This window comes from Streptomyces sp. NBC_00299, from assembly GCF_036173045.1.
Lineage (GTDB): Bacteria > Actinomycetota > Actinomycetes > Streptomycetales > Streptomycetaceae > Streptomyces > Streptomyces machairae.
Genome location: NZ_CP108039.1, coordinates 7,894,122 through 7,920,137 on the forward strand (window position 1 = coordinate 7,894,122; position 26,016 = coordinate 7,920,137).

24 protein-coding genes and 1 pseudogene are annotated in these 26,016 nt (G+C 72.1%); 13 read left to right on the plus strand and 12 right to left on the minus strand.

Annotated elements, in window-relative coordinates; all coding sequences use genetic code 11:
- Positions 1-10 precede the first annotated feature (10 nt).
- Together OHT51_RS35295 and OHT51_RS35300 are read left to right on the plus strand one after the other, a co-directional pair.
- A complete protein-coding gene (locus OHT51_RS35295; RefSeq protein ID WP_328882953.1) occupies positions 11-1,114 on the plus strand; it encodes a hypothetical protein in 1,104 nt (367 codons plus the stop codon).
- Between the two features lie 12 nt (positions 1,115-1,126).
- Positions 1,127-2,230, plus strand: coding sequence for a phosphotransferase family protein (locus tag OHT51_RS35300; protein ID WP_328882954.1), 1,104 nt, complete (start codon positions 1,127-1,129; stop codon positions 2,228-2,230).
- A 37-nt stretch (positions 2,231-2,267) separates the two neighbouring features.
- Here the strand turns inward: OHT51_RS35300 and OHT51_RS35305 are convergent, their stop codons facing one another.
- Positions 2,268-2,702 carry a hypothetical protein gene (locus OHT51_RS35305; RefSeq protein ID WP_328882955.1) on the minus strand — a complete coding sequence of 145 codons (435 nt, stop codon included), beginning with the start codon at positions 2,700-2,702 and terminating at the stop codon, positions 2,268-2,270.
- A gap of 268 nt (positions 2,703-2,970) precedes the next feature.
- Here OHT51_RS35305 and OHT51_RS35310 point away from each other — a divergent pair, with 268 nt between their 5' ends.
- The 4 genes from OHT51_RS35310 to fxsA all read left to right on the plus strand — a co-directional run bounded on the left by OHT51_RS35310 (position 2,971) and on the right by fxsA (position 7,043).
- Positions 2,971-3,411: an Lrp/AsnC family transcriptional regulator gene (locus tag OHT51_RS35310; protein ID WP_328429053.1), complete on the plus strand. Its 441-nt coding sequence runs from the start codon at positions 2,971-2,973 to the stop codon at positions 3,409-3,411.
- 46 nt (positions 3,412-3,457) lie between these two features.
- Positions 3,458-5,062 (plus strand): amidohydrolase, encoded by a 1,605-nt coding sequence (locus OHT51_RS35315; RefSeq protein ID WP_328882956.1) that lies wholly within the window; start codon positions 3,458-3,460, stop codon positions 5,060-5,062.
- Positions 5,063-5,619: 557 nt separating this feature from the next.
- Complete coding sequence (locus OHT51_RS35320) at positions 5,620-6,432, plus strand: polyprenol monophosphomannose synthase (RefSeq protein WP_328882957.1); 813 nt, start codon at positions 5,620-5,622, stop codon at positions 6,430-6,432.
- A 53-nt stretch (positions 6,433-6,485) separates the two neighbouring features.
- Positions 6,486-7,043 carry an FxsA family membrane protein gene (gene fxsA / locus OHT51_RS35325; protein ID WP_328882958.1) on the plus strand — a complete coding sequence of 186 codons (558 nt, stop codon included), beginning with the start codon at positions 6,486-6,488 and terminating at the stop codon, positions 7,041-7,043.
- A gap of 179 nt (positions 7,044-7,222) precedes the next feature.
- Here the strand turns inward: fxsA and OHT51_RS35330 are convergent, their stop codons facing one another.
- From OHT51_RS35330 to yczE, 4 genes are all read right to left on the minus strand, one after another.
- A complete protein-coding gene (locus OHT51_RS35330; protein ID WP_003977404.1) occupies positions 7,223-7,597 on the minus strand; it encodes an RNA polymerase-binding protein RbpA in 375 nt (124 codons plus the stop codon).
- A 278-nt stretch (positions 7,598-7,875) separates the two neighbouring features.
- Positions 7,876-9,261: an MFS transporter gene (locus OHT51_RS35335; RefSeq protein ID WP_328882959.1), complete on the minus strand. Its 1,386-nt coding sequence runs from the start codon at positions 9,259-9,261 to the stop codon at positions 7,876-7,878.
- 66 nt (positions 9,262-9,327) lie between these two features.
- Positions 9,328-10,098, minus strand: coding sequence for a glycerophosphodiester phosphodiesterase (locus tag OHT51_RS35340; RefSeq protein WP_328882960.1), 771 nt, complete (start codon positions 10,096-10,098; stop codon positions 9,328-9,330).
- Positions 10,095-10,760 (minus strand): membrane protein YczE, encoded by a 666-nt coding sequence (gene yczE, locus OHT51_RS35345; protein ID WP_443052633.1) that lies wholly within the window; start codon positions 10,758-10,760, stop codon positions 10,095-10,097. The genes OHT51_RS35340 and yczE overlap by 4 nt, the downstream gene beginning before the upstream one ends.
- Before the next feature lie 100 nt (positions 10,761-10,860).
- Here yczE and OHT51_RS35350 point away from each other — a divergent pair, with 100 nt between their 5' ends.
- Positions 10,861-12,360: an SCO1417 family MocR-like transcription factor gene (locus OHT51_RS35350; protein ID WP_328882962.1), complete on the plus strand. Its 1,500-nt coding sequence runs from the start codon at positions 10,861-10,863 to the stop codon at positions 12,358-12,360.
- A gap of 277 nt (positions 12,361-12,637) precedes the next feature.
- On the opposite strand, the gene OHT51_RS35355 is transcribed toward OHT51_RS35350, so the two are convergent.
- Complete coding sequence (locus OHT51_RS35355; protein ID WP_328882963.1) at positions 12,638-14,272, minus strand: ATP-binding cassette domain-containing protein; 1,635 nt, start codon at positions 14,270-14,272, stop codon at positions 12,638-12,640.
- Positions 14,273-14,312: 40 nt separating this feature from the next.
- A complete protein-coding gene (locus OHT51_RS35360) occupies positions 14,313-14,507 on the minus strand; it encodes a hypothetical protein (protein ID WP_004002760.1) in 195 nt (64 codons plus the stop codon).
- A gap of 328 nt (positions 14,508-14,835) precedes the next feature.
- On the opposite strand from OHT51_RS35360, the gene OHT51_RS35365 reads away from it, so the two are divergent.
- From OHT51_RS35365 to OHT51_RS35385, 5 genes and pseudogenes are all read left to right on the plus strand, one after another.
- Entirely contained in the window at positions 14,836-15,228 is a 393-nt protein-coding gene (locus OHT51_RS35365) for an ankyrin repeat domain-containing protein (protein WP_328429059.1), read from the plus strand.
- Between the two features lie 301 nt (positions 15,229-15,529).
- The gene (locus OHT51_RS35370; protein ID WP_328882964.1) at positions 15,530-16,948 is read left to right on the plus strand and encodes a HEAT repeat domain-containing protein; all 1,419 of its coding nucleotides are present in this window, start codon (positions 15,530-15,532) and stop codon (positions 16,946-16,948) included.
- Positions 16,949-17,147: 199 nt separating this feature from the next.
- The gene (locus tag OHT51_RS35375; RefSeq protein WP_328882965.1) at positions 17,148-18,278 is read left to right on the plus strand and encodes a glycosyltransferase family 4 protein; all 1,131 of its coding nucleotides are present in this window, start codon (positions 17,148-17,150) and stop codon (positions 18,276-18,278) included.
- On the plus strand, positions 18,275-19,486 hold the full coding sequence (locus tag OHT51_RS35380; protein WP_328882966.1) for a glycosyltransferase: 1,212 nt from the start codon (positions 18,275-18,277) through the stop codon (positions 19,484-19,486). The genes OHT51_RS35375 and OHT51_RS35380 overlap by 4 nt, the downstream gene beginning before the upstream one ends.
- Positions 19,483-20,307 (plus strand): annotated as a pseudogene (locus OHT51_RS35385) (SGNH/GDSL hydrolase family protein); the annotation flags it as partial. The gene OHT51_RS35380 and the pseudogene OHT51_RS35385, both read left to right, overlap by 4 nt.
- A gap of 313 nt (positions 20,308-20,620) precedes the next feature.
- Here the strand turns inward: OHT51_RS35385 and OHT51_RS35390 are convergent.
- Genes OHT51_RS35390 through OHT51_RS35410 form a run of 5 tightly spaced genes read right to left on the minus strand, consistent with a single transcriptional unit; the run spans position 20,621 to position 25,055 of the window.
- Positions 20,621-21,490, minus strand: coding sequence for a biotin-dependent carboxyltransferase family protein (locus OHT51_RS35390; RefSeq protein WP_328882967.1), 870 nt, complete (start codon positions 21,488-21,490; stop codon positions 20,621-20,623).
- The gene (locus OHT51_RS35395) at positions 21,487-22,104 is read right to left on the minus strand and encodes a 5-oxoprolinase subunit B family protein (protein ID WP_328882968.1); all 618 of its coding nucleotides are present in this window, start codon (positions 22,102-22,104) and stop codon (positions 21,487-21,489) included. The genes OHT51_RS35390 and OHT51_RS35395 overlap by 4 nt, the downstream gene beginning before the upstream one ends.
- Positions 22,101-22,859 carry a LamB/YcsF family protein gene (locus OHT51_RS35400; protein ID WP_328882969.1) on the minus strand — a complete coding sequence of 253 codons (759 nt, stop codon included), beginning with the start codon at positions 22,857-22,859 and terminating at the stop codon, positions 22,101-22,103. The genes OHT51_RS35395 and OHT51_RS35400 overlap by 4 nt, the downstream gene beginning before the upstream one ends.
- Before the next feature lie 31 nt (positions 22,860-22,890).
- Complete coding sequence (locus OHT51_RS35405; RefSeq protein WP_328884549.1) at positions 22,891-23,730, minus strand: putative hydro-lyase; 840 nt, start codon at positions 23,728-23,730, stop codon at positions 22,891-22,893.
- Between the two features lie 26 nt (positions 23,731-23,756).
- Positions 23,757-25,055, minus strand: a complete 1,299-nt coding sequence (locus tag OHT51_RS35410; RefSeq protein WP_328882970.1) for an MFS transporter — start codon at positions 25,053-25,055, stop codon at positions 23,757-23,759.
- A gap of 149 nt (positions 25,056-25,204) precedes the next feature.
- Here OHT51_RS35410 and OHT51_RS35415 point away from each other — a divergent pair, with 149 nt between their 5' ends.
- Complete coding sequence (locus OHT51_RS35415) at positions 25,205-25,909, plus strand: GntR family transcriptional regulator (protein WP_328882971.1); 705 nt, start codon at positions 25,205-25,207, stop codon at positions 25,907-25,909.
- The last annotated feature ends 107 nt before the right edge of the window (positions 25,910-26,016 follow it).

Below are 26,016 nucleotides of genomic sequence, written 5' to 3' on the forward strand. Positions count from 1 at the left end.
GAGGTCAGCCATGGCCGACGACCACCGTCCCGTACCGCTCGACGAGTACCCGGTGCACCAGGTTCCGCTGTCCATGAGGTACGTCGCGACCAGCGACCGCAACGCCTACGACCGCTGCATCTTCCACGTCCTCGACCACGAGGGGCGTGCCCTGCTCATCCTCGGCCTCGGGGTCTATCCGAACGCCGGCGTGATCGATGCCTACGCGACCCTGCGGGTGGGCGACACGCTGCACGCGGTGCGGGCCTCGGACGCCCTCGGCGAGGACCGCATGCGGCTCGCCGTCGGACCGCTTCGCATCGAGGTCGTCGAGCCGCTGCGGCGTCTTCGACTGATCTGCGACGACGACGAGTTGTCGTACGACATCACGTGGACCGCCGAGTTCCCCGCCCTCTGGGAACCGCACCACCTCCAACGCCGCGGCGACCGGCTCACCCTCGAAGGGCGCCGCTTCGTGCAGGCGGGCGGCGTGCAGGGGGTCGTGCGCGCGGGAGGTGCGGAGTTCCGTGTCACGCCCTCCGAGTGGACCGGCACCCGCGACCGCAGCTGGGGGGTGCGCCCCATGCCGGGCGAGGAGGGCGGGCGGTTCGCCGAGGAGCATCCGACCGAGGGCTTCCACTGGATCTGGTGCCCGGTGCGCTTCGAGGACCGGTTCCTGATGGTGATCGTGCAGGAGGACGCCGACGGACATCGCTCGCTGAGCGACGCGACCATGGTCCGACCCGGCCACCGCGACCGCCAACTGGGCTGGCCCCAGGCCGAGATCGGCTACCGCTCGGGCACCCGCCATCCGGAACGCGCCCTCATCCACCTCGGCGACATCCGCAAGCCGCAGGAGCTCGAGGTGGAGGTCCTGGCCTCCTCCCCGCTCGCCGTCGGCGCCGGCTACCCGCCCGCGGACGACTGGCAGCACGGCATGTGGCGCGGGCGGGGATGGACCGACCGCCACACCTACGACCTCACCGAGGCCCACCCGTTGGCCGCGTATGGCGTCACCGACCACGCCGCGCGCTTCCGGCTGGACGGCCGGGTCGGCCACGGCATCTTCGAGCACGGCTCGTTCGGACGGCACGACCCGAGCGGGTTCGCGGACTTCAAGTCGGTCGCACCGTAGGGGGTTTGCAACATGGCAGCCACGGCACCCCGGCCCCGCCCGCGCACCACCACCCGCGACCCGGAGGAGGTCGCCCGCCGCCTCACCGCCTGGCTCGGCACCCGACTGCCGGGGGCCAAGGCGGTCGGCATCAGGGTTCCCGAGTCCAACGGCATGTCCAGCGAGACGCTGCTCTTCGACATCGAGCACCCCGAGACGCCGGCGCGCGCCTGCGCGTTGCGGCTCGCGGCGGACCCGGCGGCGTACACCGTCTTCCCGGTGTACGACATGCCGCGCCAGTACCGGACCTTGCGCGTCGTGGCCGAGCACACGGATCTGCCGGTGCCGAAGGCGCTGTGGCTGGAGGAGGACCCCGGTCCGCTGGGGGTGCCCTTCTTCGTCATGGAGCGCGTCGAAGGCCGCGTGCCGCCGGACGTCATGCCGTACACCTACGAGGGCAACTGGCTGCATGCCGCGAGCGACGAGGAGCGTGAGCGGCTGGAGGGGGCCACCATCGGGCTGCTGGCCCGGCTGCACGACCAAGTCCCGCCGCAGGAAGCCGAGTTTCTCACCCTCCCGGGTGAGGGCGACACGCTGCGGCGGCATGTCGCGGCCCAACGCGCCTACTACGAATGGGTGGTTGACGGACTCGCCCGCTCACCCCTCATCGAGGACGCCTTCGACCGCCTGGAGGACCTCTGGCCGAGCGATCCGGGCGCACCCGTGCTCAACTGGGGCGACGCGCGCATCGGGAACGTCATCTACGTCGGGTTCGAGCCCGCTGCCGTCCTCGACTGGGAGATGGCGGCACTCGCCCCGCGCGAGGTCGACCTCGGCTGGACCGTCTATCTGCACCGCTTCTTCCAGGACCTGACGGTCGCCTTCGGACAGCGCGGGCTGCCCGGCTTCCTGCGCCGCGACCGCCTCGAGGCCCGCTACGCCGACCTCACCGGTCACACACCGCGGGACATGGACTTCCACACGCTGTACGCGGCTCTGCGGCACGCCGTCGTCATGCTGCGGATCGCCTACCGCCAGGCCTACTTCGGCGAAGTCGCCGTCCCGGCGGACCCGGACACACTGATCCTGCACCACGGCAGCCTGCGAGCCATGGTGCAGGGCAGCTACTGGGATTGAGCGATGCGGCGGTGGCGCCGCGCGAGGCGGAGTGCGCTCAGGCGGCCTGGCGCCGCATGTCCGGGACCCTGATGGGACGCGAGCCCGGGCCGCCGACGTGCGAGAAGGGCTGGGTCCGCCAGTCCAGCCCCTGAGGGAGCGTCAACAGCAGGGCGGTGTCCTGCTCGTGGGGCTCCTCCGACTCGTCCGCGGAGCGGGCCTCGGCCGCCCTGCGGCCCGTACCGGCGCAGACCGTGAGGCCGAACGGATTCCACGGAGAGGCGCACAGCGCGTGCTCCGGCAGAACCTCCTCGTCCGCCAGCAGGGCGATGGGCTGCGCGCAGTCCGGGCAGATCACCCGGAACATCTCGAACGTGTCGTACGCGTCGAGTTCGTCGTCGAAGGCGTCGGGTTCGACGCCCTCCGGAGCGGGCTCGTCGACCGGCTGGAGCCGCTTGGGTGCGGTACGACCAGGGCGCTTAAGACTCTGCATTGGGTTCTCCCCCTCGAGCTGGGCCGTGAAGGCACTGCGGCCTCGACCACAGCAAGCACTTCCCGTCCGGTCTCGGCGGTAATCACGAGAACATCACGGAGCCTGTTCGAGGCCTGTGGCGTTCGTCACATGCCGCTCGCAGGTGCCCGTGGCGGCCGGTTTGTCCCTCAGTCGGCTCACAGCAGCCTCTCGGAGACATCACAAACCGGGCATGACCTGGGCCGCTCAGGTATCCGGGGAGATCAGCCGCACTGTAGGTTCTTGCGCCATGGAGGAGCTGGACCGACAAATCGTGCAGCTGCTCGTCAAAGACGGGCGGATGAGCTACACCGACCTGGGCAAGGCCACGGGCCTGTCCACGTCTGCCGTGCACCAGCGGGTGCGCCGGCTCGAGCAGCGCGGCGTCATCCGTGGCTACGCCGCGGTCGTGGACTCCGAGGCGGTGGGGCTGCCCATGACCGCGTTCATCTCGGTGAAACCGTTCGACCCCAGCGCCCCCGACGACATCGCGGACCGGCTGGCGGGAGTTCCCGAGATCGAGGCCTGTCACAGTGTCGCCGGCGATGAGAACTACATCCTGAAGGTCCGTGTGGCCACGCCGCACGAGCTGGAGGAGCTGCTGGCCAGGCTGCGGTCGCTGGCGGGGGTTTCGACCCGGACCACCGTGGTGTTGTCCACGCCCTATGAGGCCCGGCCGCCCAAGATCTAGTGCCCCGTGTCCGGGGCGGTCCCGGTGAGGCGCGAGACTGTTCTCCATGAGTGAGCGCAGCGCCGAACCGAAGACCGTCCTTCTCCGCCGCGGAGAAGTCCACAGCCCCGCCGACCCCTTCGCCACCGCGATGGTCGTCGAGCGCGGGCAGGTCGCCTGGGTCGGCTCCGAGGGTGCCGCCGATGCCTTCGCGGACGGCGTGGACGAGGTCGTCGATCTGGACGGTGCTCTGGTCACGCCCGCGTTCACCGATGCGCATGTGCACACCACCGCCACGGGCCTCGCCCTCACCGGCCTCGACCTGTCCGGCGCTCCCTCCCTGGAGGCGGCGCTCGCCCTCGTACGGGACTTCGCCGCAGCCCGTCCGAACGACCGCGTCCTGCTCGGTCACGGCTGGGACGCCTCGCGCTGGGCCGGCGGCCGGCCGCCGACGCGTGCCGAGCTCGACGCGGCCACCGGTGGCCGCCCCCTGTACCTCTCACGCATCGACGTCCACTCGGCGGTCGTCACCACGGCCCTGCTGGACCTGACGCCCGGCGACGTCGGCGCGGCGGACGCCCCGCTCGTGGCCGGCGCCCATCACGCCGTACGCGCCACCGCGCTGGGCGCCATCACCCCCGCCCAGCGCATCGAGGCCCAGCGCGCAGCCCTCGCCCACGCCACCTCCCTCGGCATCGGCACCGTCCACGAGTGCGCCGGGCCGGACATCTCCTCCGAGGACGACTTCACCGGGCTGCTCCGGCTCGCCGCCGAAGAAGTCGGACCGCGGGTCGTCGGCTACTGGGCGGAGCAGGACGTCGACAAGGCGCGCGAGCTGGGCGCGATCGGCGCGGCCGGTGACCTGTTCGTCGACGGCGCCCTCGGCTCCCACACCGCCTGTCTGCACCAGCCGTACGCCGACGCCGCCCACACCGGCACCGCCTACCTGGACGCGACCGCCGTCGCCGTCCACGTCGCCGCCTGCACCGAGGCCGGCCTCCAGGCGGGCTTCCACGCGATTGGCGACGCCGCCGTGACCGCGGTCGTCGAGGGCGTCCGCGCCGCAGCCGAGAAGCTCGGGCTCGCCCGCATCCGCGCCGCCCGCCACCGCGTCGAGCACGCCGAGATGCTCAGCCCCGACACCATCGCGGCCTTCGCCGAGCTGGGCCTGACCGCCTCGGTGCAGCCCGCCTTCGATGCGCTGTGGGGCGGCGAGGAGGGCATGTACGCCCAGCGCCTGGGCGCCGAACGCGCCCGCTCACTGAACCCCTTCGCGGCCCTGCTGCGCGCCGGCGTACCCCTCGCCTTCGGCTCCGACAGCCCCGTCACGCCCCTCGACCCCTGGGGCACGGTCCGCGCCGCCGCGTTCCATCACACGCCCGAGCACCAGGTGTCCGTGCGCGCCGCGTTCACGGCGCACACGCGCGGCGGCTGGCGGGCGGTCGGGCGCGACGACGCGGGGGTCCTGGTGCCGGGCGCCCCCGCCGACTACGCCGTGTGGCGCACCGACGAACTGGTGGTCCAGGCCCCCGACGACCGGGTCGCGCGCTGGTCCACCGACCCCCGCTCCGGCACCCCCGGCCTGCCCGACCTGACCCCCGGCCGGGAACTCCCCACCTGCCTGAGCACGGTTGTGGGCGGACGCACGGTCTTCGTACGGCCGGGCGAGTGATCTCCCGGGGTGGCGCGAACCGGATCGATCCGCTCCGCCCTGTCGCGCGACCTGCGCATCCTCTGCGCTGACCAGGGAATTGGGCGCATTTTTGCAGGTCAAACGGCTGTTGACAGGCGGAGGCCCGAGGCCGGTAGGTTCGGCCGAGTCCACCACCGGACGCCCGACCGGGGAACCGCGGAACTTCCGGGAACCCGTCGCAACGCCGCTGGGTCAGGGACGGTGTGCCGTACCGGGGCACCGTCACTGGGAGCCAGGCTCAGTGTCCGCGCGGCGACGACGGAACGTTCCGGCCGGTCGGGGAGGTGTGACCCGGGTGGGGCCCGGGCGCTCAGTAGACAACGGCTTTCGGTCGACCCGCAGCCAGCGGGTCCCAGGTCGGCCCGAAGGGCGCCGGGCCCCCATCCGCAGGAGGCGTGCCCCGGTGTACCGACGCGCAAAATCCCATGCTTACCCGGCTCTTGCGGAATCGACACCGCCATACGAACGTGCTGTCACGTCAGCGCAGGCCGCGCCCACTATGGTGGACGTCTGCGTACGGATGTGAAGGGGCAGCAGTGAACGACGGCGACGGGACCCTCGCGGCTCATGACCGGGGGAAGCGGTTCGGGCCGCTCGGCACGGCGTTGGTGATCATTCCGACCTACAACGAGGCGGAGAACATCAAGAGCATCGTCGGCCGGGTCCGCAAGGCGGTTCCTGAGGCGCACGTGCTCGTGGCCGACGACAACAGCCCCGACGGCACCGGCAAGCTCGCGGACGAACTGGCCGCCGAGGACGACCACGTACAGGTCCTGCACCGCAAGGGCAAGGAGGGCCTCGGCGCCGCGTACCTCGCGGGCTTCCACTGGGGCATGGAGAACGGCTACGGCGTCCTGGTCGAGATGGACGCCGACGGCTCCCACCAGCCCGAGGAACTGCCCCGACTGCTGACCGCCCTCAAGGGCGCCGACCTGGTCCTCGGCTCCCGCTGGGTGCCCGGCGGCCGGGTCGTGAACTGGCCCAAGTCCCGCGAGTTCATCTCGCGCGGCGGCAGCCTCTACTCCCGGGTCGCCCTGGACCTGCCCCTGCGCGACATCACCGGCGGCTACCGGGCCTTCCGCCGCGAGACCCTCGAGGGTCTCGGCCTCGATGACGTCGCCTCCCAGGGCTATTGCTTCCAGGTCGACCTCGCCCGCCGTGCGGTCAAGGCCGGCTTCCACGTCGTCGAGGTGCCGATCACCTTCGTCGAGCGCGAGCTCGGTGACTCGAAGATGAGCCGGGACATTCTGGTCGAGGCGCTCTGGCGGGTCACGTCATGGGGCGCCCGGGAGCGGGTGGGCAAGCTGCTGGACCGCTCGAAGTCGTCGCCGCCGTCGCGACCGTCGTAGCGGCCATCGGCCCGCTTATCCCGCTCTGAGCCGCGTCCAGGCACACTGGACGCATGACGACTGGTGCTCCGCCCCCCACCTATCCCACCCGGCCCCGGCGCTCCCGGGTGCGCACCTTCCTGCCGCTGGGCGTCGCCGCCTGGCTGGTGCTGGAGATCTGGCTGCTGACCGTGGTCGCGGACGTGGCGGGCGGGCTCACGGTGTTCCTGCTGCTGCTCGCGGGGCTCGTGCTCGGCTCGGTGGTCATCAAGCGGGCGGGGCGACGCGCTTTCCAGGCACTGAACGAGGCGCTGCAGCGCGGCGGCACCCCGGAGCGCGGCGGTGGCAACGGCCTGATGATGCTCGGCGGCCTGCTGATCATGCTGCCGGGCCTGATCTCGGACGCGCTGGGCCTGATCCTGCTGATTCCGCCGGTCCAGAAGGCGCTGAGCAGCTATGCGGAGCGGACCTTCGACCGAAAGCTGCGTGAGGCGGGGCAGGGTTCGTTCGGCGACGCCTTCCAGCAGGCCCGTATGCACCGGCCCGACGGCAAGGTCGTGCAGGGTGAGGTCATCAGGGACGAGCCCGGGGATGCCCCGCAGGGCCCCAGGCCGCCGCTGAACAGCAGCTGAGGTGGTCCGGGGCGGAGCCCCGGCCCCCGGCCTCCTCGATCTGCCCCTCGTCGAGAGCAGACCGAGAGCGTCGAGAGTTAGCCGAGAGCGTCGAGAGCAACGCACGAAACCGCAGGTGCCGTACGTCTGAGTGACGTACGGCACCTGCGGTTATCAGCTTGTGTTGTTGGCGGCGTCCGCTACGCGGACTTCCGGCTGTCCCGGGGATGAACCGCGATGTTCATCGCCCCGGAACGCAGAACGGCGAGCCGTTCCTCGAGGACCTCTTCGAGTTCCTCGCGGGTCCGCCGCTCCATCAACATGTCCCAATGCGTACGCGCGGGCTTGGCCTTCTTCTCCTCAGGGCCGTCGCCGTCCACGAGGAGTGCCTGGGCCCCGCAGACCTTGCACTCCCACTCCGGCGGGATCTCCGCCTCGACCGAGAAGGGCATCTCGAACCGGTGCCCCTTCTCGCATGCGTACTCCACGGCCTGGCGCGGGGCCAGGTCGATGCCGCGGTCCGTCTCGTAGCTGGTCACCACGAGGCGCGTGCCGCGAAGAGCTCGCTCACTCATGAATCGTGCCTCCCGGGCTTGTCGCCCACAGGACAGGTGTCGCTGTCGTCGTCATCCGGTCAACGTCCGGTCGGCGGTAAAGATTCCCGTTCCGTGTCCCGTTCCGGGTGATGCGTCGCCGTCGTAGCCGCAGCCTTGCTGACCAATGTCGTACCCACCGGCGCCCGGTTTGTCACATCTGCTAGCAGATGTAACCCAGCGTTTCGGCATCTTTGACGCGCAGTAACGGTACGCCTGGCAGGCCAAACGCGTACACTACCGCCCTTTGACTCGGAACGCTAAATCGTGGTCGGCACCGGATTGCCCGCGTCGCTGATCGCCCGGCGCACCGGGACCCTCGCGAGCAGGGCGAATCCGATGACGAAGAAGGCCACCAGGGAGATGATCGCGTCCCGGTAGCTTCCGGTCAGCTGGTACGTGATCCCGAACAGCAGTGGCCCGAGCCAGCTCATGCCCCGGTCGCTCATCTCGTACGCCGAGAAGTATTCGGCCTCCTTGCCCGGCGGGATGAGATGCGAGAACAGGGACCGGGACAGGGCCTGACTGCCGCCCAGGACCAGCCCGATGCCGGCCGCCAGCACGAAGAACCACATCGGCGCCCCGGCCGGCAGGAAATACCCCGCCGCCAGCGTCACCGTCCAGGCCACCAGAGAGCCGAGGATCGTCCGCTTCGCCCCGTAGATCCGCGCCAGCCGCCCCATCGCCAGCGCCCCCACCACCGCCAGCACCTGGACCAGCAGCACGGCGCCGATAAGGGTCGACTGTTCGAGGCCCAGTTCCTCGGAGCCGTAGATCGACGCCTGGGAGATCACCGTCTGGATGCCGTCGTTGTAGACGAGGTAGGCCAGCAGGAAGGCGAGCGTCAGGGGGTGGCGGCGCATGTCGCGGATGGTCGCCGCCAGCTGGCGGAAGCCCTGGACGGTGGGCTTCCCGGCCGCCTCCGCGGTCTTTGGGCTCGCCTTCGCCGGATCCGCTGCGGACCTGCGGTCGCGCAGGCGGCGCAGCGGGATGATCGCGAACGTGCCCCACCACAGGCCGGCTGAGGCGAGGCAGATCCGGACGGCCATGCTCTCCGAGACGCCGAAGGAGTCGTGTGCCAGGTACAGGACCAGGTTCATGACCAGCATCAGCGAGCCCGACGCGTAGCCGAAGGCCCAGCCCCGGGAGGAGACCGCGTCGCGTTCCTCGGGCGGGGCGATCTGGGGGAGGTAGGAGTTGTAGAGCATCATCGCGACCGACTGCGCCGCGTTCGCGACTATCAGGAGCAGCCCGCCGAGCACATAGCGGTCGCCGTCCAGGAAGAACATGGCCGTGGTCGCCGTGGCCCCCAGATAGGCGGCGGCCGCGAGAAGGGGCTTCTTGCGGCCGGTGCGGTCCGCTGCCGCGCCGACCAGAGGCATCACCAGGACGGCCACGATCACCGACAGGGACACCGAGTACGCGAAGAAGGAGCCCGCGCGCACCGGGATGCCGAGGGGGTGGACGAACCCGTCCGCGTCCGCCGCCTTCTCGGCGACCGACGTCAGGTAAGGGCCCAGGAAGACCGTGAGCACGCTCGTGGAGTAGACCGAGCACGCCCAGTCGTAGAAGTACCAGCCGCGCTGCTCGCGCCGGCGCCCGGCGGCATCGTCGGCCGCCTCCGTCCGCACGGTGTCGGTGCCCACCCGCGCCCTCGCTCTTCCGTTGATCCCGCGCGCGGGTGGAGTCCGGACGGGGGCAGACCCAGACGGTCAGACCCAGACGTCCCGGTCCTCCATGACCTTGCGCAATGTGTCGATGTGATCGGTCATGATGCCATCGACTCCCAGGTCCAGGAGCCGGTGCATCGCATCGGGATCATTGATGGTCCACACGTGCACCTGGAGCCCGCGCGCGTGGGCCGCGCGTACGAAGCGGTGGTCCACCACCTGGATCCCGGACTGCGTCTCGGGCACCTGGGCGGCGACCGCCGAGCGGCGCAGCGCTGCGGGCACGCCCCAGGAGCGCAGCCGCAGATTGAGCACGCCCCGGGTGCCGTACGACGTCGCCAGCCGCGGTCCGGCCAGTCGCTGGGCGCGGATGACGCGGGCCTCGGAGAAGGAGCCGACGCAGATGCGGTCCCAGGCGCCCGTGCGTTCGATCAGGTCGAGGAAGGGGTGGAGCGACGGCTCCGCCTTGAGGTCGACGTTCCAGCGCACGTCGGGGAAGGTCTCCATGAGCTCTTCGAAGAGCGGCACCGGCTCCTTGCCCGCCACGCGCGCCTGCCGTACGTCGCCCCAGGGCAGGTCGGCGATCCTGCCGGCCCCGTCCGTCACCCGGTCCAGGGTCGCGTCGTGGAAGGCGACGAGCTTGCCGTCGCGCGTGGTGTGGACGTCGGTCTCGATGTACCGGTAGCCCGTGTCGACCGCGCGCCGGAACTGCAGCACGGTGTTCTCCAGGCCGTCCGCGGCCCCGCCCCGGTGGGCGAAGGGGATCGGTCCGGGGTGGTCGAGATAAGGGTGGCGTATGCGCGTGGTGCTCACGGACGCAGTATCGCGCGCCGGGGTTGCCCGGTGGCAACGACCGCGCTGCCGTCCGATGCCGACGGGACGGCGAACACGCGCAGGAAGAGCTGGGCGAGCGGGCCGATGGACACCGCGTAGAGAAGGGTGCCGACGCCGACGGTGCCGCCCAGGGCGAAGCCGGTGACGACGACCACGATCTCGACGGCCGTGCGCATCAGGCGGATCGAGCGGCCGGTGCGCAGATGCAGGCCGGTCATCAGGCCGTCCCGGGGACCCGGTCCGAAGCGGGCGGCGATGTAGAGGCCGGTGGCGACGCCGTTGAGCAGGATGCCGGCCAGGAGGAGGGGGATCTGGACGGTCAGGGTGTGCGCCTCGGGGGTCAGGGCGAGCGTGCCGTCCATGGCGATGCCGACCACGAAGACGTTGGAGACAGTGCCCAGGCCCGGACGCTGGCGCAGCGGGATCCACAGGAGCAGTACCGCCGCGCCCACGATGATCGAGACGACGCCGATCGTGAGGCCGGTGCGCTCGGCGAGGCCCTGGTGCAGCACGTTCCAGGGCTCCAGGCCCAGGCCCGCCTCGACGAGCAGTGCCGAGCTCGCGCCGTAGAGCGCGAGCCCGATGTAGAGCTGCGACAGCCGCCGTACGAGATGCCGCTTTGTGGTGCCTTGTGCGGACAAGATGCGCCCCCCTGTGGTGGTAGTGGCCTGCTGCGTGACACCCTGTGGCTTGGGAGGCGTCGCCCTCCATGGCCAATTCGGGGAAGGTGGACTGGAAATCATGGCGCAGTGGACTTCTGCGGTGGGGGCCGCGCAGCTGGCCCGGCTTCTCACGTCCCAGCAGGACCGCCCCGCCGGCCCCGGCACCAAGCGCCCGCCCGCCTACCGTGCGCTGGCCGACGGTATCCGGCTGCTCGTCCTGGAGGGCCGTGTCCCGGTCGCCGCGCGGCTGCCCGCCGAGCGTGAGCTGGCCCTCGCACTGTCCGTGAGCCGTACGACGGTGGCCGCGGCCTATGAGGCGCTGCGCGCCGAGGGGTTCCTGGAGTCCCGGCGCGGGGCCGGCAGCTGGACCGCCGTACCGGCAGGGAACCCGCTGCCCGCGCGCGGCCTTGAGCCGCTGCCGCCCGAGGCGCTCGGCTCCATGATCGACCTGGGCTGCGCGGCGCTGCCCGCGCCCGAGCCGTGGCTGACCCGTGCCGTGCAGGGCGCCCTGGAGGAGCTGCCGCCGTACGCCCACACCCACGGCGACTATCCGGCCGGGCTGCCCGCGCTGCGCTCGACGATCGCCGACCGGTACACCGCGCGCGGGATTCCGACCATGCCCGAGCAGATCATGGTGACGACCGGGGCGATGGGCGCCATCGACGCGATCTGCCATCTTTTCGCGGGCCGCGGTGAGCGGATCGCGGTCGAGTCGCCGTCGTACGCCAACATCCTCCAGCTGATGCGGGAGGTGGGAGCCCGGCTTGTGCCCGTCGCCATGGCCGAGGGGCTGGCCGGCTGGGACATGGACCGCTGGCGGCAGGTCCTGCGGGACGCCGCGCCCCGGATCGCCTACGTCGTCGCCGACTTCCACAACCCGACCGGGGCGCTGGCCGACGACGACCAGCGCAGGCGGCTGGTGGACGCGGCGCGGTCGGCGGGGACGGTGCTCGTCGCCGACGAGACGATGAGCGAGCTGTGGCTCGATCCGGACATCGAGATGCCGCGGCCCGTCTGCGCTTTCGACCCCGCGGGGTCGACCGTCGTCACCGTCGGGTCGGCCAGCAAGGCCTTCTGGGCGGGCATGCGGATCGGCTGGGTGCGGGCGGCTCCGGATGTGATCCGCAGCCTGGTTGCCGCGCGCGCGTACGCCGACCTGGGGACGCCGGTCCTGGAGCAGCTGGCCGTGAACTGGCTGTTCGGCACCGGAGGTTGGGAGCAGGCGGTGGACCTGCGGCGCATCCAGGCCCGGGAGAACCGGGACGCCCTCGTCACGGCCGTGCGGCGGGAGCTGCCCGAGTGGGAGTTCGAGGTGCCGCGTGGCGGCCTCACGCTGTGGGTGCGGACGGGGGGCCTGTCGGGATCGCGGCTCGCGGAAGTGGGCGAACGGGTGGGTGTTCGGGTGCCGTCCGGGCCTCGCTTCGGGGTGGACGGGGCCTTCGAGGGGTATGTGCGGCTGCCGTTCACCGTGGGGGGCGCGGTGGCCGAGGAGGCAGCGGTGCGGTTGGGGGCGGCGGCGCGGTTGGTGGAGAACGGGGCTTCTGGGGGCGGCGATGCGGTGAGGCCGTTCGTGGCGTGAGTGGCGTGAGTGCCCGGCGGCGCCTCTGTCCGAGTTCGCTGCAGAGGCTGTGGTGAGGGGGTGCCCGGCCGGACAGCGCTGCCGCCGCCCAGCCGCCCGCCGTAGCTCGCGCAGCCCCTGCCCCGTCTGCGGGCAGAGTCGTGCCGCCGGGGCGGCACGGGTGGGCGCAGGCGGCACCACCGCAAGCGCGGGCGAGCGTCCCACCCCCCCACGCCACGGCTGTGGTGGGCGGCCGCTCGGCTGCACCTGTGTCCGCGCCGGCTGCGTCCGTGCACTCCTACGAAGTCTCGGCCACCACGGCCTCCGCCGGCACCGGCTCCGGCTGCTGTTCCGGCTTCTCCAGCTTCGGGAGTGCCTCCGCCTCGACCGGCGTCGTCCGCTCCGGCAGCAGGTCCAGAACCGCCTGCCGGTGGGCGTCGCTCGTTGCGTCGTCGTACGGGTCCGGGGTCGCCGGGACCTGGATGCGGTGGACGGGGCCCGTGCCGAGGCGGGCGTAGCCGCGGCCGGGCGGGACGTCGGCGACCGGGGTGGTGTGCGGGGGAGCGCCCAGCACCGTCCGCAGCTGCTCAGCCGTCGCGGGGCCGAGCACGACGCGCGCGCGTGTGTGCTGTCGTACGGCTTCGGACAGGGCGTCCATGGCGTCCCACTGCTCGGCCACGACCACCGTGACGCCCACCGCGCGGCCGTGTCTGAGCGGGACCTGGAGCAGGGACTGCGGGTCCTTGCGGTGGTCCGCCGCGGCGAGGTGGGTGAACGCTGTCGGGCGGTCGAGGAGGATCCACAGCGGGCGCTTGGTGTCGTCCGGGGGCGGGTTGCCCGCCTGACGGGCGCGGTTCACGGCGATGAGGCGCCGCTCCGTCTCCGTCGCCGCCCACTCCACGCTCGCCAGGGCCCCCGACAGACCGCACTCGACCGCCAGGACGCCGTCGCGCCCGATCAGACAGGCGTACTCGCCCGTGCTGCCGCCCTCGACGATGACGACGTCGCCGTGCTGCAGGGCCTGCAGGGCGATCGAGCGCAGCAGCGTCGAGGTGCCGCTGCCGGGCTCGCCCATGACCAGCAGATGGGGCTCGGTGGAGCGGATACCGGTGCGCCAGACGACCGGCGGTACGTCGCGCTGCTCCGCGCCGTGGGTGAGCGGGAGCGTGCGCTGGACGTGGGTGGGATCGGTGAAGCCGAGGACGGTCTCGCCGGGGGTCGTGACGAAGCGCTGAGCGGCGATGTCGGTGGGCAGCGCGGCGAGGACGGTGACCGCCAGCTCGTTGCCCTCCTCGTCCCAGGCGAAGTGGTACTCCCGGCCGCGGCCGGACTTCGCGGTCAGCAGGTGCTCGATCCGCGCGCGGGACTCCGCCTCGCCGTCGGTGAAGTAGGCCGGGTAACGGATCAGCAGGCTGCTGACGCGGCCCGTGCCGTCGAAGTCGAACTCCGGGAAGGCCTTCTCCCACTCGCCGCCGTGGGTGTACAGCGGCGCCGGGTCCTCGGCGGCCGAGAAGTACGGGACCAGGGCCTCGTAGAGCGCCCTCAGCCGCTCCGTCTGGGACTCGTCGGGTCCCTCGGGCGTCGAGGTCTTGCGGTCCCGGCCCTGCCAGGCTGCCGCCGCCATCAGGCTGATGACGGCGAGCAGCGGTCCGTACGGAACCAGCGCCACGACCAGGATCACCGAGGCCACCAGGAAGAGCAGCGGACCGCGTTTGTCCTTGGGGGTGTCGGCCCACTTGCGCCGCCCGGCCGAGGCCAGCCGGCGCAGACCACGGGTGATCGTGATCAGTGGGTGGAGGACGTCAGAGGCGCTGTCGCCCGCCGTCCGGGCCAGCTCCCGGCTACGGGCGAACTGCGCCCGGGCCAGCTCCCGGCTTCGGGTGATCTGCGCGCTGCCTGTGCTCAGGATGCGGGGGAGGGGGCGGCGGGCCACTGCTGTCTCCTACAGGTGCGTACGGGCGGGTGGGGCGGCGTCAGAACTGGATGCCGCCCAGCAGGCTCGCCAGGCTCTCGCCGCCGGCCTTGATGCTCGGGGCGATGGCCGTGCTTGCCAGATAGAAGCCGAACAGGGCCGAGATCAGGGCGTGCGACGCCTTCAGCCCGTCCTTGCGGAAGAAGATGAAGACGACGATGCCCAGCAGAACGACGCCTGAGATGGAGAGGATCATGTGAGTGCTCCTGGTTTGGTGGGGACAGTCACCATGAGTACTTCCAGGCTCACAGGATGTATCCATACTATAAAAGGTGCAACTGGGTGAAATTCGTCAGATTTCCCCCTGTTGGCGGAGTGTCCTGAGGTGGATGAGCTTGGGTCTTGCGTCCGGCCGTGTCTGCGATGATCTTTGCCGCGAGCGCATCAGGTCATGTGCCGCGCGAGCCAGTACCCTGGCGAATCACTCGTACGGCCGAGCACCGCTCGCGGTCGCACCTGTGCTCCCCGCAGTTCCCAGCAGTTCCCCGCAGTCCCCGTGTACGTAGTGAGAGGCGGTCCGGCCGATGACTGATGCCCCCGACCCGGAGGTCGTGGAGCTGGCGACCAAGATCTTCGATCTGGCCCGGCAGGGGCAGACCGAGGCGCTCGTGGCGTACGTCGACGCGGGCGTTCCGGCCAACCTCACCAATGACCGCGGCGACTCCCTCGTGATGCTCGCCGCCTATCACGGGCACGCCGAGGCGGTGCGCGCCCTGCTTGCCCGGGGTGCCGAGGCCGACCACGTCAACGACCGGGGCCAGACGCCGCTCGCCGGTGCCGTCTTCAAGGGTGAGACGGAAGTCATCAAGGCGTTGCTCGAGGGCGGCGCCGACCCCGCCTCCGGAACGCCGTCGGCCGTCGACACGGCCCGGATGTTCGCCAAGACAGAACTGCTCGAACTGTTCGGCGCACACTGATCCGAATGTTCTGACCAGCGAAAACGCAGAAAACGGGGGAGGCGGTACAGGGCCGCCGAAATTTCGGTCGCGGCAGATGGAAGTGCCGAGTCATCATGACGTCGTGATTCACGGACGCGATGGCTGGGCAGGTGTTGCCGCACCGCGCGGGCCGTGATGCGGTCCGCATGGGCCACCGACGAGAGGCAGAGGAAGATGGTCTACAGCAAGCAGGAAACGGCGGGCGCCCCGACGTGTTGTCACGCGGCCAGGTGAAGCAAGAACCCCGGTTGCGTCGACGCTTGATGTGAGGCTGTTTCCCATGTTCGAACCGGTCATAGCGCCCAGCGGTACGCTGCTCGGCCTGCTTCAGCGGGGCCGTGGCGACGGCACACTGCACGCGCTCACCGCCCCGCGCGCCGAAGCGCTCGCGGCCCTGAACCACTGTGTGCTGCGGGACCCCCGCCACGACTGGCAGGTGGAGAACCGCTCCCTGTACTACGCCCGTCTCTACCTCGACCTGAACGGCGAGCTGGACGAGATCGAGGCGCACCTCTTCGACGTCGAGGACGCCCTCGACACCGAGGAATCACGCACGGGGCTGGCCCTCGCCGTCCTCGGCCACCTCGCCTCCTACGGCAGGCTGGACGCGCTCGCCCTGCTGCGCAGGTACGCCGCCTCGGGCTCCAACTGGGCCTGGGCCCTGGACGAACTCGCGCTCAGGGACGACGACGCGGGGCTGCGTGCCCTCGCCGCGCCCGTGCTGGCGCGGTTCCCGGCCGATCCCGAGGGCGAGGCCGAGCTGGCCGCCGTCGTACGCGATGCTTTTGAGCCACGCCCGTGGCGGCTGTGGGCCGAGGATCAGCGCGAATCGATCGCCACACGTGTGCGTGCCGCTCACGAGGCAGGCTGCTTCGACCGCTGGCAGCGGCAGATGCGACCTACCGGGCCCCGTCCGGGGTGGAGCGTGCAGGCGGTCTTCGAATGGGCCCAGCAGGGCATGGAGCGCGGAGCCGCGCTCCATGTGCCGGCCGCGCGGTGCCTCATGGCCGTCGCCGGCCCCGAGGACCGGCCCGAAATCGTCGCTGCCGCCGAGGACGGCACCGACGGAGCCCGCTGCACCGCCCTGCGCTACCTGGCCGACACCAACGATCCCGGCGCCCTCGACCTGATCGAGGCGGCCGTGATCACCGGCTCTTCGGCGGTCGTGGATGCGGCCCTCGACGCCTTCGAACGGATGCGCAGCGTCGCCGCCATCGACCGCGCGCGCGGCTGGGCCCGAAGGCCCGATCCGCTCGGTGCCGCCGCCGGACGCATGCTTGCCTGCCGGGGCGGGGCCGAGGACAAGGACCTGGTCCTGGCGGCGCTGCGCGAGGCCGTACGGGGCGAAGGTCCCGACGCCCCGACCCTGTGGACCCTGGTCGACGGCACCGGACGGCTCGGCATCGCCTGCGCGGCCCCCGTGCTGCGCCACATCTACCGCGAGACGGCGTCCTCCCATCTACGGGGCCGCACCGCTCGCGCCCTCGCCGCCACCGACCCCTCCTACGCCTCGGGATTCGCCGTCGAGTGTCTCTGGGACTGCGAGGAGACCACCCGCGAGATCGCCGCCCGGCACGCCGAGACCGGTGACACCCGCGTCGTCGAGCGACTGCGCCGGCTCGCCGCCGATCCGGCCGAGGAGGCCGAGGTCCAGACGGCCGTACGCAGCCGGATCGGACCCGACGCAACCACCGGCTGATGATCGGCCGGGACATGTGACCGCACGGTGAACGTCCGCGGAGATCCGCCCGCAAGGTGAACTCGGGGTGGCCGACGGGTCAGGTGTGCATGGCCGGAACCTGACCCGCTCGGTCGCGGAGCGGAACGCTCATGGGACGTTTCTTGTTTGGAAAGATCCACGTTGACGCGGCCACGTCCAGCACGGCGACAACACGGGTATGCGTGTCGTCATCGTGACCGAATCCTTTCCCCCCGATGTGAACGGCGTGGCCCACTGCGCGCTCCAGACCGCCCGACACCTCGTCGACCGCGGTCACGCTCCCCTCGTCGTCACACCCGCTCCCGCTCCCGGGAACAAGGCGGCCGCCGCCCTGGCGCCCTGCCCCGTAGTCCATGTCCCCTCCCTTCCGCTCCCCGGCTATCCCCAGGTCAGGGTCGCCCTCCCCAGCCGGCGCCTGGCCGCCGCGCTGATCCAGCACCAGCCCGACATCGTGCACCTGGCCAGCCCCTTCGTCCTCGGCGTCCGGGGCATGGCCGCCGCCGCCCGGCTCGGCATCCCCGCCGTCGCCGTCTACCAGACCGACCTGGCCGGATACGCCCGCACCTACATGGGCGCCGGCGAGGCAGCGGCCTGGCGGCGCATACGGTCCGTCCACTCCGCCGCCGACCTCACCCTCGTCCCGTCCAGCGCGTCCATGAACGACCTCGAGGCCCACGGGGTGCCCCGGCTCAAGCTGTGGGCACGCGGCGTGGACACCGCGCGCTTCCGCCCCGAGCTGCGCGACGAGAAGCTGCGCCGGGAACTCGCCCCGAACGGCGAGGTCATCGTCGGCTACGTCGGGCGGCTCGCCCCGGAGAAGCACATCGAGCTGCTCTCCGGCGTGTGCGGCCTGGCGGGCGTGAAGGTCGTGATCGTCGGCGACGGGCCGAGCCAGCCCGCGCTCGCCGAGGCGCTGCCCGGCGCGGTCTTCCTGGGCCGCCGCGGCGGGGACGACCTCGCCCGGATCTTTGCCTCGTTCGACATCTTCGCCCACACGGGGCCGTTCGAGACCTTCTGCCAGACCGTGCAGGAGGCCATGGCGAGCGGGGTGCCGGTCGTGGCGCCGGCCGCCGGCGGTCCGCTGGACCTGGTCGACCACGGCCGCACCGGGCTCCTGGTGCCGCCGCGCGACGCCGACGCCGTACGGGACGCGGTGGCCTCCCTGGTCGCCGACCCGGCGCTGCGGGCCGCGTACGGGGCCGCCGGACACGCGACGGTCGACGGCCGCACCTGGGCGGCCATCGGCGACCAGCTCATCGCCCACTACGAGGCCGTGCTCAAGGCGCGGAGGCCGGCGGTGGCGGTATGAACTCCTCGGTGAACTCCTCAGGCAACCCGTCCGTGAACCCGTCGACGAACACCGGGCTGCGGATCGTCCGGCTGGCGAACTTCGTCGCCCCCGCCTCCGGAGGCCTGCGCACCGCGCTGCGCGAACTGGGCAAGGGCTTCAAGCTGGCGGGCCACGACCCCGTCCTCATCGTGCCGGGTGAGAAGTACAGCGACTGCGAGACCGAGCAGGGCCGTGTGATCACCCTGCCCGGCCCGATGCTGCCCGGCACCGGCGGCTACCGCGTGCTCGTCGACAAGCGGCGGGTCGCGGCCCTCCTGGAGGAGCTCGCCCCCGACCGCCTGGAGGTCTCCGACCGGACGACGCTGCGGTGGACCGGCAAGTGGGCCCGCCGCGCCCGGGTCCGCGCGGCGATGGTCTCCCACGAGACCGCCGACGGCGTGCTGCGCACCTGGGGCCTGTCGGAGAACCTGTCCCGGCGGGCCGCCGACGCCCTCAACCTCCGTACCGCCCACACCTACTCGAAGGTCGTGTGCACCACCGAGTTCGCCGAGCGGGAGTTCGTGCGGATCGGCGCCCGCAACGTGGTGCGGGCTCCGCTGGGCGTCGACCTGATGAACCGGCGGCCCACCCTGCGGGACGCGGCGCTGCGCGAGACCCACGCGCGTGCGGACGAGAAGCTGCTCGTGATGTGCTCCCGGCTCTCCGTGGAGAAGCGGCCCGGCACCGCCCTGGACGCCCTGGAGTCGCTCCGCCGGCGCGGCGTGCGAGCGGTGCTCGTGGTGGCCGGCAACGGGCCCCTGCGGGCCGGCCTGGAGAAGCGGGCGCAGGAGCGCGACCTGCCGGTGACCTTCCTCGGGCATGTCGCCGACCGCAGCCTGCTCGGCGCGCTGCAGGCCTCCGCCGACATCTGCCTGGCCCCCGGGCCCGCCGAGACGTTCGGGCTCGCCGCGCTGGAGGCCATGGCCTGCGGCACGCCTGTCGTGGCGAGCGCGTCCTCCGCGCTGCCTGAGGTGATCGGCTCCGCCGGAGCCACCGCGGCGGACAACGGCGACGCCTTCGCGGACGCCGTGGAGATGCTGCTCGACCGTTCCGAGCGCGAGCGCCGCGAGGCGGCACGCGCGCGTGCGGAGTGCTTCGGCTGGGGCACGGCGGTGGACGCCTTCCTCGCCGCGCACGAAGCGGCGGTGCCGGTACGTCCCTTCGCCCGTGCGGAGGGCGCGGCATGAGACCGCTCCGCTACGTCGCCCTCGGGGACTCGCTGACCGAGGGGGTGGGCGATCCCGTGGGGAACGGGTGGCGCGGCTGGGCCGCGCTGCTCGCCGGCGGACTGTCCGAGCCGGCTGCCGAGTTCACCAACCTCGCCGTCAGCGGGGCCCAGACGCGGGACGTGCTGGAGAAGCAGCTGCCGACGGCGCTGTCCCTGCGGCCCGACGTGGCGTCCGTCCTCGTGGGCGTCAACGACACGCTGCGCAGCACCTTCGACATCGAGCAGATCGCCGAGCGCCTCGACAAGGTCTACGCGTCCTTCACCCGTCAGGGCACGGCCGTGCTCACGGCATGCCTGCCCGACCCGGGCACGATGCTGGGCCTGCCGGGAATCCTGGGCAGCCCGCTGGCCCGTCGGCAGCGGGCCGTCAACACGGTGGTCCACACGTTGTCCGAGCGGTACGGGGCGCTGCACCTGCACGCGGTCGACGACGCCTGGATCATGGAGCGCGCGATGTGGAGCTCCGACCGGCTGCACCCCGGGGAGCGCGGGCACCGGCAGATCGCCCTGCGCTTCCACGCGATGCTCGCGCACCGGGGCCTCGCGACACAGACGGCGCCCTCGCCCGAGCCCGAGTTCCCGCCGCCCACCAAGTCGGCGAGCCTGCTGTGGCTGGCCACCGCGGGTACGGCCTGGATGATCCGGCGCTGCAACGACCTGCTGCCCCAGCTGGTCCGCCTCGCCGTCGTCGAGATGCGGCACCGCGCGAAGGGCACCAGCGACCGGCTCGACCTGCGCGCGGCACAGTCGGTGTCCAGGGCGCTGGCCGTGCTGTCGATGCCGGACGGGTTGGCGTCGGCCGGGCACCGGTCGGTGCCCGATCACCGGTCGGCGGCCGAGCACCGATTGGTCCCCGATCGTGGGTCCGTGCCCGAACACCTGTCACGGCCGGAAGGGCTGTCGGTGCCGGTGCCGGTGCCGGTGCCGGTGCCCGTGCCCGGACAGCGCTCGGTCCAGGAGCAGCAGCCCGCACCTGAGGCGGCGTAGCGGTCCCGGGCCAGGGCTCGGCCTCCGGAGCGGCATCCCACGCCGCCTGAGGCGGGCGCCACGCACGCGCGCGTGTGGCAGGAGGTGGTCGGCGCAGTGGCGTGCGTCAGCGACGGCGTACGGCCACGAAGCGGACTGGCGTCCCCGGTACCGCCTGTGCGGCGGCCGGGAGGTCGGCCGCGCGGACGACGGCGATCACCGGGTAGCCGCCCGTCGTCGGGTGGTCGGCCAGGAACACGACCGGCCGGCCGTCGGGCGGGACCTGGACGGCGCCCAGGACCACGCCCTCGCTGGGGAGTTCGCGGGTGAGCGCCCGTTCCAGGGCCGGGCCCTCGGTGCGCAGCCCGATGCGGTTGCTCGAGGCGGACACGCGATAGGGGTGGGAAGTGAAGGCACGTACGGCCGCCGGGGTGAACCAGTCGTCGCGCGGGCCCGGCGTCACCCGCAGGACCAGTTCGGAGGGGGGCGCCGGCTGCGGTGCGACGTCCACGCGCGCGTGCGGCTGCGTCGGCCGGCCCAGGGGGAGCACCGTGCCGTCCGTGAGAGGCGCTGGGCCGAGGCCGGACAGCAGGTCCGTGGAGCGGCTGCCGAGGACGGGCTCGACGGCGATGCCGCCGGACACAGCCACATAGCTCCGCACGCCGGACATGGCCCCGCCGACGTCCAGAAGCGCATCGGCGGGCACGCGCACCGCAGCGCCCCAGGCGACCGGACGTCCGTCCACCGTGACGCGGCAGGGCGCGCCGCCGACCGCCACGGTCACCGTCGAACGGGGCCGTACCGCACAGCCGTTGAGCGTGGTCTCCAGTACGGCTGCCTCCGGAGGGTTGCCGACCAGGCGGTTGACCAGCGCCGCCGCGGGCCCGTCCAGCGCACCCGAGCGGGGCACCCCGAGGTGGGCGTGCCCGGGCCGGCCGAGGTCCTGCACGGTGGTGAGCGCCCCGGCGCGTACGACGGACAGCGCGCGGTCGGTCATGAGCTCCCCACCGGAACGAAGCGCACGCGCGTGCCCGGCGACAGCAGCGCCGCCGGCACACGCGTGTGGTCCCACAGCACGGCGTCCGCGGTGCCGATCAGCTGCCACCCGCCCGGCGACGAGCGCGGATACACGCCCGTGTACGGGCCCGCCAGCGCCACCGCACCGGCGGGGACGGCCGTACGCGGCGTGGCCCGGCGCGGGACGTCGTAGCGCGGCGGCAGGCCGGTCAGATAGCCGAACCCGGGGGCGAAACCGCAGAAGGCGACGCTGAATTCGGTGTCCGCGTGGATGCGGGCCACCTCGGTCGGGGAGACGCCCCAGTGCGCGGCGACGTCGGCCAGGTCCGGGCCGTCGTAGCGCACCGGGAGCTCGACGACCTCACCCGCGCGTGGGGGAGCGTGCGGCACTTCGGAGGTGGTCAGTTCGGAGGCCAGGCGGGCCGGGTCGGCGAGCCCGTCGAGCAGCACCGTACGGGCCGCCGGGACGATCTCGCGGACGGACAGCGAGCCCTGCGCGCGGCGGCGCAGCAGATCGGCGTGGAGCGCCCGGGCCTCCTCGCCCGAGGCCACCTCGACGAGCAGGGCGTCGTCGCCGACGGGCACCGCCCTCATACGAAGGCCTCCACGCGCACACCCGACTCCTCCAGCCGCGCCCGCACCAGCCGGGCCAGTTCGACGGCGCCGGGCGTATCCCCGTGCAGGCACAGGGAACGCGCGCGTACCGCCACGGGAACTCCGGAGTGGGAGGTGACCACGCCCGAGCGGGCCAGGCCCACCGAGCGCTCCACGACGGCCTCCGGGTCGGTGACCACGGCGCCCTCCTGCCCGCGCGGCACGAGCGTGCCCTGCTCGGTGTACGCGCGGTCCGCGAACGCCTCCTTGACGGCCCCGAGCCCGGCCTTGGCGGCCAGCTCCAGCAACCGCGAGCCGGGCAGACCGAGCACGGGCAGCGCGGCGTCCGCCAGGAGCACGCCGTCGACGACCGCGCCGGCCTGCTCCTCGTCGTGCACGACGCGGTTGTAGAGGGCGCCGTGCGGCTTGACGTACGACACGCGCGTGCCCGCCGCCCGCGCGAAGACCGCCAGGGCGCCGATCTGGTAGGCCACTTCGGCCGCCAGCTCGGCGGGCGGCACGTCCATCGCGCGCCGCCCGAACCCCGCCAGGTCCCGGTAGGAGACCTGGGCGCCGATCCGTACCCCGCGCTCGGCCGCCTGCTCGCACACCCGCCGCATGGTGGCCGCGTCCCCGGCGTGGAAGCCGCAGGCCACGTTGGCGCTGGTGACGACCGACAGCAGCCGTTCGTCGTCGGTGAGCTGCCAGCGGCCGAAGCCCTCGCCGAGGTCGGCGTTCAGGTCGATGGAGGTCATCGGTCCGTCGTTTCTCCTGTCGGGTGACTTCTCAGGCGATGCGGTACTGCTCGTCACGGGCGTCGCTCAGGAACATCTGGCCCGGTGCGTGGGTGATGGCGAACGGCGGCCGCGAGGCCATCACAGCGGCTTGCGGGGTCACTCCGCAGGCCCAGAACAGCGGGATGTCGTCCGGCTCCGCCTCGACCGGATCGCCGAAGTCGGGGCGGCCGAGCTCGGCGATGCCCAGCGCCGACGGATCGCCGCAGTGCACGGGGCTGCCGTGCACCGCCGGGAGGAGACCGGTCTCCCGCAGCGCCGCCGCCACATGCTCCGGCGGCACCGGGCGCATGGACACCACCATCGGGCCGTGCAGCCGCCCCGCCGGCCGGCACTGGCGGCTGGTCACGTACATCGGGACGTTGCGGCCCTGCTCGATGTGGCGGATCGGGACGCCGGCCTCGGCCAGCGCCCACTCGAAGGTGAAGCTGCAACCGATGAGGAACGACACCAGGTCGTCGCGCCAGTGCGCACGTACGTCCTTCGGCTCGTCCACCAACTCGCCGTCCCGCCACACCCGGTAGCGCGGCAGATCGGTCCGCAGGTCGGCGCCGTCGGCGAGGACGGTCGTCCAGGAACCGGCGTCCGTGACGTCCAGGACGGGGCAGGGCTTGGGGTTGCGCTGGCAGAACAGCAGCATGTCGTACGCCCAGTCGGCGGGCACCGAGATCAGGTTGACCTGGGTGTGCCCCGCGGCGACCCCGGCGGTGGGCCCGGCGAGGCCTTCCCGGAAGCGGGCGCGTGCGGTTTGCGGGCTCCACGCGTGCGCGTGCTTGTCGACGAGGGTGAGGGGGCGGTCCGCTTCGAGGCTGAGCGGACGGGCCTCCGTCAGGGCGGGCGGACGGTCCTCCGTACGGTTCACGCCAGCTCCTTCCCGCGCGTCTCCGGCAGCCCGAGCAGGGCCAGTGCGGCGATGCCGTAGCCGATCGCGCCGAAGACCAGCGCACCGCCCACGCCCCAGCTGTCGGCCAGGAAGCCGACCATGGTGGGGAAGACGGCACCCACCGCGCGGCCGGTGTTGTACGTGAAGCCCTGTCCCGTGCCGCGCACCGCCGTCGGGTACAGCTCGCTCAGGTAGGACCCGAAGCCGCTGAAGATCGCCGACATGCAGAACCCGAGCGGGAAACCGAGCACCAGGAGCAGGGTGTTGGAGCCACTGGGGATGTTCGCGTACGCCAGGATGCAGACGGCCGACAGCAGCGCGAACAGCCAGATGTTGCGCCGACGGCCCAGCCGGTCGGTGAGGTAACCGCCGGTGAGGTAACCGATGAAGGCGCCCGAGATCAGGAACGTCAGATAGCCGCCCGTACCGACGACCGACAGGTCGCGCTCGGTCTTCAGATAGGTCGGCACCCAGGTGGCGAGGGTGTAGTAGCCGCCCTGGACGCCCGTGGAGAGCAGTCCGGCGAAGATCGTCGTACGCAGCAGCCCGGGCTTGAAGATGGCCGCGAACGAACCCTTCTGGGGGCTCTGTTCACGTACGGCGACGGCCTCGGGGGCGTCGTGCACCCGGCGCCGCATCCAGATGACGAGCAGCGCGGGCAGTGCGCCGGTCCAGAACATCACGCGCCAGGCCAGGTCGTCGTCGACGAGCGAGAAGACGACGGTGTACATGATCGCGGCCAGGGCCCAGCCGACGGCCCACGAGCTCTGGATCGCTCCGAGCGTGCGGCCACGGTGCTTGGCGCTCGCGTACTCGGCTACCAGGATCGCGCCGACCGCCCATTCGCCGCCGAAGCCGAGGCCCTGGAGGGCGCGGAAGACCAGCAGCCACTCGTAGTTGGGGGCGAAGCCGCAGGCGACGGTGAAGACCGCGTACGTGATGACCGTGATCATCAGCGCCTTGACCCGGCCTATTCGGTCGGCCAGCACGCCGGCGAGTGCGCCGCCGATCGCGGAGACCACCAGCGTGACGGTGGTGAAGAGGCCGGTCTGGCCGCTGTCCAGGCCGAAGTAGGCGGCCAGCGCGACCATGCTCAGCGGCAGTGTGAAGTAGTCGTACGAATCCAGGGCATAGCCGCCGAAAGCGCCCGCGAAGGCGCGGCGGCCACGCGGGCCGAGGGCGCGCAGCCAGCCGAACGCGCCGTCGTCGTCGGCGCGTTCGTCGGTGGTGGCCTGGGTGTCTTTCAGAGCCTGCGGTGGAGGGGTCGTGCTCATGGGCACCTCGCAGAGAGGGGACGGGGGTGCGGAACTGAGCCGAACGGAGCTGAACTGAGCTGAACGGTGAGCAGCAAGGTAGAGGATCGTTGAACGATCCTTCAATACCCCTGTTGTTTCGTTCTCGGGTCTGCGGTTGAATTCCGGGCATGGCAGAGCAGCTGGGCGGACTGGCCGACGACCGTGCCCTCCTGGGTCGTACGAGCACGGCGGAGCGGGTCTCGGACATCCTCAGAAGCCGCATCTCCGAGGGCTACTTCGCACCCGGCACCCGGCTGTCGGAGGACAGCATCGGAGGGGCGCTGGGTGTGTCCCGCAACACACTGCGCGAGGCGTTCCGGCTGCTCACCCATGAACGGCTCCTCGTCCACGAGCTGAACCGGGGCGTGTTCGTGCGGGTCCTCACGGTGGAGGACGTCGAGGACATCTACCGCACCCGTCGCCTCGTCGAGTGCGCCGTCGTCCGCGGGCTCGGCGAACCGCCGTACCCCCTGGAGGGGCCCGCCGAAGCCGTCGCCGAGGGGCAGCGCGCGGTGCGTGAAGGTGACTGGAAAGGGCTGGGGACGGCCAACATCCACTTCCACCGCGAACTGGTGGCCCTCGCGGGCAGCGAACGCACCGACGAACTCATGCGCAGCGTCTTCGCCGAGCTGCGGCTCGCTTTCCACGTCGTCGACGATCCGCACCGGCTGCACGAGCCGTACCTCGCACGCAACCAGCAGATCCTCCGGGCCCTGGAGGCGGGGGACCGGAGCGGGGCCGAGAAGTTGCTCGCGGTCTATCTCGAGGACTCGCTGGAGCGGGTGGTCGAGGTGTACCGGCGGCGGGTGGGGGAGGGTGAAGCACTCGCCTAGGTGAAGTCGTTGCTCACGTAGATGAAGCCCTTGCTCACGGGGCTCTGTCGGCATGGGGCTGGGGGCGCGGGGCCGAGTTGACACGCGGCGCCGCCGCGACGGCGCGC